The sequence below is a fragment of the Kribbella sp. NPDC049584 genome (assembly GCF_040675555.1).
In the GTDB taxonomy this organism is placed as follows: Bacteria; Actinomycetota; Actinomycetes; order Propionibacteriales; family Kribbellaceae; genus Kribbella.
In genome coordinates this window covers 1-4,551 of sequence record NZ_JBFAPF010000021.1, presented here as the reverse complement: position 1 = coordinate 4,551, position 4,551 = coordinate 1, and the positions used below count along the sequence as shown (strand labels likewise).

The 4,551-nt window shown below is 60.3% G+C and carries 4 protein-coding genes; 2 read left to right on the top strand and 2 right to left on the bottom strand.

The window, feature by feature from the left end:
* The first annotated feature begins 422 nt into the window (after positions 1-422).
* Positions 423-1,304, top strand: a complete 882-nt coding sequence (locus AB0J62_RS40340; RefSeq protein WP_363883150.1) for a DUF5919 domain-containing protein — start codon at positions 423-425, stop codon at positions 1,302-1,304.
* Positions 1,301-2,092 carry an inositol monophosphatase family protein gene (locus AB0J62_RS40335; RefSeq protein WP_363883147.1) on the top strand — a complete coding sequence of 264 codons (792 nt, stop codon included), beginning with the start codon at positions 1,301-1,303 and terminating at the stop codon, positions 2,090-2,092. Before AB0J62_RS40340 ends, AB0J62_RS40335 begins: the two co-directional genes overlap by 4 nt.
* A gap of 480 nt (positions 2,093-2,572) precedes the next feature.
* On the opposite strand, the gene AB0J62_RS40330 is transcribed toward AB0J62_RS40335, so the two are convergent.
* Both AB0J62_RS40330 and AB0J62_RS40325 read right to left on the bottom strand, forming a co-directional pair.
* The gene (locus AB0J62_RS40330; protein ID WP_363883144.1) at positions 2,573-2,917 is read right to left on the bottom strand and encodes a hypothetical protein; all 345 of its coding nucleotides are present in this window, start codon (positions 2,915-2,917) and stop codon (positions 2,573-2,575) included.
* Positions 2,918-3,057: 140 nt separating this feature from the next.
* Positions 3,058-3,900, bottom strand: coding sequence for a TIGR04255 family protein (locus AB0J62_RS40325; RefSeq protein ID WP_363883141.1), 843 nt, complete (start codon positions 3,898-3,900; stop codon positions 3,058-3,060).
* Positions 3,901-4,551: the final 651 nt, after the last annotated feature.

The following is a 4,551-nucleotide window of genomic DNA, read 5'->3' as shown; positions in this document are numbered from 1 at the left end:
CGCTATCCTGTGAGACGTGACTGACCCACGCAGTGCTCTAGAGGCCGCGACCGCCCGATATCGACAGACAGAGGCGACCCACGAGCAAGCTCGCCAGGAGCTGCTAGACGCCGTGATTGACGCGTTGCGTGCAGGTGTTCCGCCAACCGAGGTTGAGCGGCTGTCGCCGTTTACGGCGGCGTACATCCGGAAGACAGCGCGAGAGCGCGGCGTACCGCCAGCGGAGCGCGGCCGGAAACCGTCCGGCTCCCGGACTGCCGAGTAGTGCGTGGTCTTGGGCATGTCAGAAGTCTTGGCGGCCGCGAGTCTCGCGCTAACTCCGCGTGTATCTCATCTCAACCGTTCGTGACCCATCCAGTCTCATCTCTGTCTCGTGAGACTGATAACTTGACGAGACCGAATCCCGCCCGCTGGGGAGCAGCATGCAGGCTGAAACGGCACTGAAGGCGCTACTGCGAGAGCGCCACCTACAGGAACACCGCGCGTTCTGCCGCGAGTACGACAAGGTTGCGCGCGTGGTCGATCGTGAGCAGGTCAGCGGCTATCCGAGCAAGGCCACGTTCTACAGGTGGCTGTCTGGTTCGCTTACCGGTCTGCCGCACCCCGGACACTGCCGAATCCTGGAGCACATGTTCCCCGGCTGGAAAGCCGAGGCGCTGTTCCTCCCCTGGCCGGACGAGCCTCCCATCGATCCGACTGCCGCACCCATGCCGACAGTCGCGTCAACGCCACAGCCTGCGAGTGTGCTCTCTGCGGCGACCCCAGCCGGATATGCCGGTGTGACCGCCATCTACACGAGCCGTACGGAGTTCTCCCATGAGATCCCGACGCCGAAGCTGTTCGACAACGCCTCGGACGTGGCGGCGGCCGGGCTCTCGCTGAACCTGATCTGCCAGCAGTACCCGGATCTCAAGTTGCGTGCGCTCCTGCGCCGGGCATCGGTCCGTCTGCTGTTCCTCGACCCGGACGGCGAATCGGTCAAACGCCGAAATCGCGAGGAGGGCCACGAGGAAGGGCACCTCTCTGCGTGGTCGCGGGGAAACATCAACATCATGAGCAGGCTCCGGGATGAACTCGGGGCGGCGGCCGACAAGCTAGAGCTGCGGATGTATGACGAAACCATTCGGTTCAATCTGATGTTCATCGATCAGAAACTCTGCGTCATGCAGACCTACTTGCCCGCGCTCCGGGGCCTAGATTCGCCAACATTTGTCATGGAGCGGACTGGCAACGATTCGTCGGATCTGTACTCTGTCTATGACCAAATCTTCGCCTCACTCTGGGAGACAGGTAAGACCATATGACGGACCTGTCGAGGCTCCTGAACATCGCGAACGAGGCGGTAGATATCGGACGGAAATCCGCGATAACCAGCGACCAGGGAGCGGTAACGTCCAAAGGTGATCGCGACATGGCATCGGAGGTTGACTTCGCCGTCGAACAGGCAATCAGATCACATCTGGCGAAGGTCACGCCCGAGATTGAGTTTCTCGGCGAGGAGGAAGGCCGGTCCGGAGATTCGGGCGAGCTTCTGTGGGTTCTCGATCCGATCGACGGTACAGCGAATTTCGTTCACGGAATTCCTCTCGTTGCAATATCCCTTGGTCTTGTCGCCGGGGATACATCTCTAGCTGGCGTTATTGATATGCCCTTCCTGGATCGACGCTACGCCGGAAGTCAAAGTGGCGGATCCTACTGCAATGGGCGGCGGATATACGGCGGGAAATGCGGTCGCTTGAATGACGCGATTGTCGCGATCGGAGACTACGCCGTAGGCGATGGGTCGGAGGAGCGGAATCGGCCCCGACTCGCTCTCACTGCGTTGCTGGCGGCAACGGTGCAGCGGGTGCGCATGCTCGGCACAGCAGCCACCGACCTTGCGTGGGTCGCTGACGGCAGCCTCGACGCCTCGGTCATGTTCAACAACAAGCCGTGGGACACGAGCGCAGGTGTCCTCATCGCTCGTGAGGCAGGGGTTGCCGTGCTCGACACGGACGGCACTCAGCACACCTTCAACTCACGCGGGACCGTCGCTGTCGCTCAACAGCTCGCACCGGAGCTGCTTTCCCTCATCGCGGAAGCTTCGGGGTGACGTGCCCGAGTTATCGTTGCGATCCCGTTGGGTCCACGTCCTCGTTGTCGACCGGATCCCTAAGGACCTCTAGCGTTGGGTTCGCAAGGAGAAGGCGTGCAGGTTTTCTTTTCTGCTTGCTGGAGGTCGGAGTCCCCGTCAGGACGGCGTGGGCAGGATCGACCTTGAGCGGACGCTCGCTATTGACCACCTCGTCTTGCTTAACGCCATAACCGGCTTGTCGGGCCGCAAGAGCGGGAAAGCGCATAAGTCCGTAACTCTCATGCGCCTCAAGTACGTCCATCGGATCCAATCCGAGTTGCGTCAACTTGGAGCCCATGTAGACGGATACTTCGGTGTCCCCCGATGAAGGGAGGAGCGCGGCAGACGAGGGATACCGGCGCTTTCGGTTGGCATCATAGTGCGCCTGACTTGGCGGCACCCGGCGATACAAGAGATCTGAGTCGGGGACTGTCCCGTCATCCTCAGGCGTCACGGACATCAGTCGCAGAATTTACCAATTAGAAGGCTAAGTTCTTTCGCGAGTCGTGCACGCGGGTAGACGTCTTCTTCCCATTCGCGACTACCTTCCTGGCACCAGGCCGACACGCGGCCGTCAGACTCAACGTAGACCTCCAGATCAACGCCAGCGCAATGCCACTCCAGCTGCAAACCACCGTCTGGAGTCGGCACGAACTGCGGCGGAATCGAGTCCGGCGACATCGTCTCTGCGAGAACAGTCAGCGACATCTGGATGGCATCATGGCTCACCGGCTCGCCCTCGGCTCCGTCCCAGCCTTTCTGCAGTGCGATGATTGCCTCAAGACGTTCGACAACTTTGGTCACCCACTGTGGGAGCCGCGTGTCGGACCAAACGTCAACGTTTGCCCGTACAGCAACAGCGAAAGCTGGCACGCGCTCTCGAGCGGGTCGAGACTTCCTGGCCCCGAATATCTGCCAACCGCCAACCCACTCTGCCGCTACCGTCACTCAGATCTCCCCCATCCCTTTTGAGCCTCCGCAGTGGTGTTGGCTGCGAATGCCCGAACAATCTGATCGTGGCCCTCATCAAGGAATGCCATCATCATTTCAATCGCGGACATATTGGGAAAGCGCTCACTTGGTTCGCCACGGTAAGTCAGTGCGAGTCGCACAGTATCCGAACCAGCCGGGACAAGTTCCGCCGCGATGTGAAGGCGCGCATAATCGACGCCTTCTTTAGTCTTGAAGGTGAAGTGCTGCGCGGTGCTTGCAGAAGAGGCGTCAAGCGGCGCCATACCACTACTCTGGCCGATATCACTCAAGGGCAACAGACTCGCTAGGACATCCGGTCGCAAACTGCTATCCATCGGTATGTCATTAATGTAATTGATCTCCGCCTGAGTGACCGGGAGATCTTCACGTCCAATCTGATCAGCAAATTCTTTGATGTTCCGGAGGAATCCTTCTCGGAATTTTTCATAGCGCGGATACGCCGTATCTTCTTCAACACGCCGCCACGCGCAATGGAATCGATTGTCTTGAATCTGGATCAGACTTGCCCGATCCTCGGCCAGGAAGACCACCATCGGCATGGGAGGGAAATCCAGAAACTGGAATTCAACCCCGGACTGTGCCGCCCGCCCAAAGCGCTCGATCTGCAGCGGAACAGGGGGATGCTCTTCGGCGACTGGGTAGTCCGACATGAAGCGTCGATGCAAATCGCCGAGGTCAATGACTCTCAACTTGAGGCCCTCAAATGACACGCCCATACTGACCTCAGTCACTGGCGGGCGCTCGAACAGCGGCAAGCCAGGCGCGCGTGTGTATGACGGTGCGTGATCGGTCATGCAGCCCACCTGCCCCTCTCCTCAATGCTACGCGTATGTGCTGGTCACCGTACGGTAGCGTGTCAAGGTTTGGCCTCCTACCGCATCGACCGAAATGTCATCGACCTGTCAGCATGCTGTGGTACCGGAGGCATGCCTCGATTCGCTTGAGAGCGAACACAGGTAGCGGTCCCGCCATCCAGGCATCGCTCTGACCTTCGGTTTTGCCTCCATCCGGCCGGAGCGGACCGCATCTTACGACCGAGGTAGGCGTTAGGAGATCCGCCTAACCGCTTGTCCTGCCGGTGGGACTGTCCCAGGTGTCCCACAGTCCCAGAGTGCCCCCTGACCTGCGCAAACACCTGGGACACAGCACGTTGTCCGGTGTCCCAGGTGTCCCACCGGGATTCGGCTGCTGCCACACCTAGCCCGGTCCCTCAGCCCCCAATGTTCCAGCACAAGAACGGCTGAAACATGAGGGGCCGAGGTGACCGCGAAAGGGTCTCAAAGTGGGTCTCATCCGCCATCGTCCAGCAGCGTCCGCGACAGTCCGATCGGCAGCAACTCCACGCCTGGACGAGGGCGAGCGATCACCGGCGGATTCCAGATGACGGTCTTGGAAAGCGTGTTGGGGGCAACCCCTCACGAGTTCGAATCTCGTATCCTCCGCCA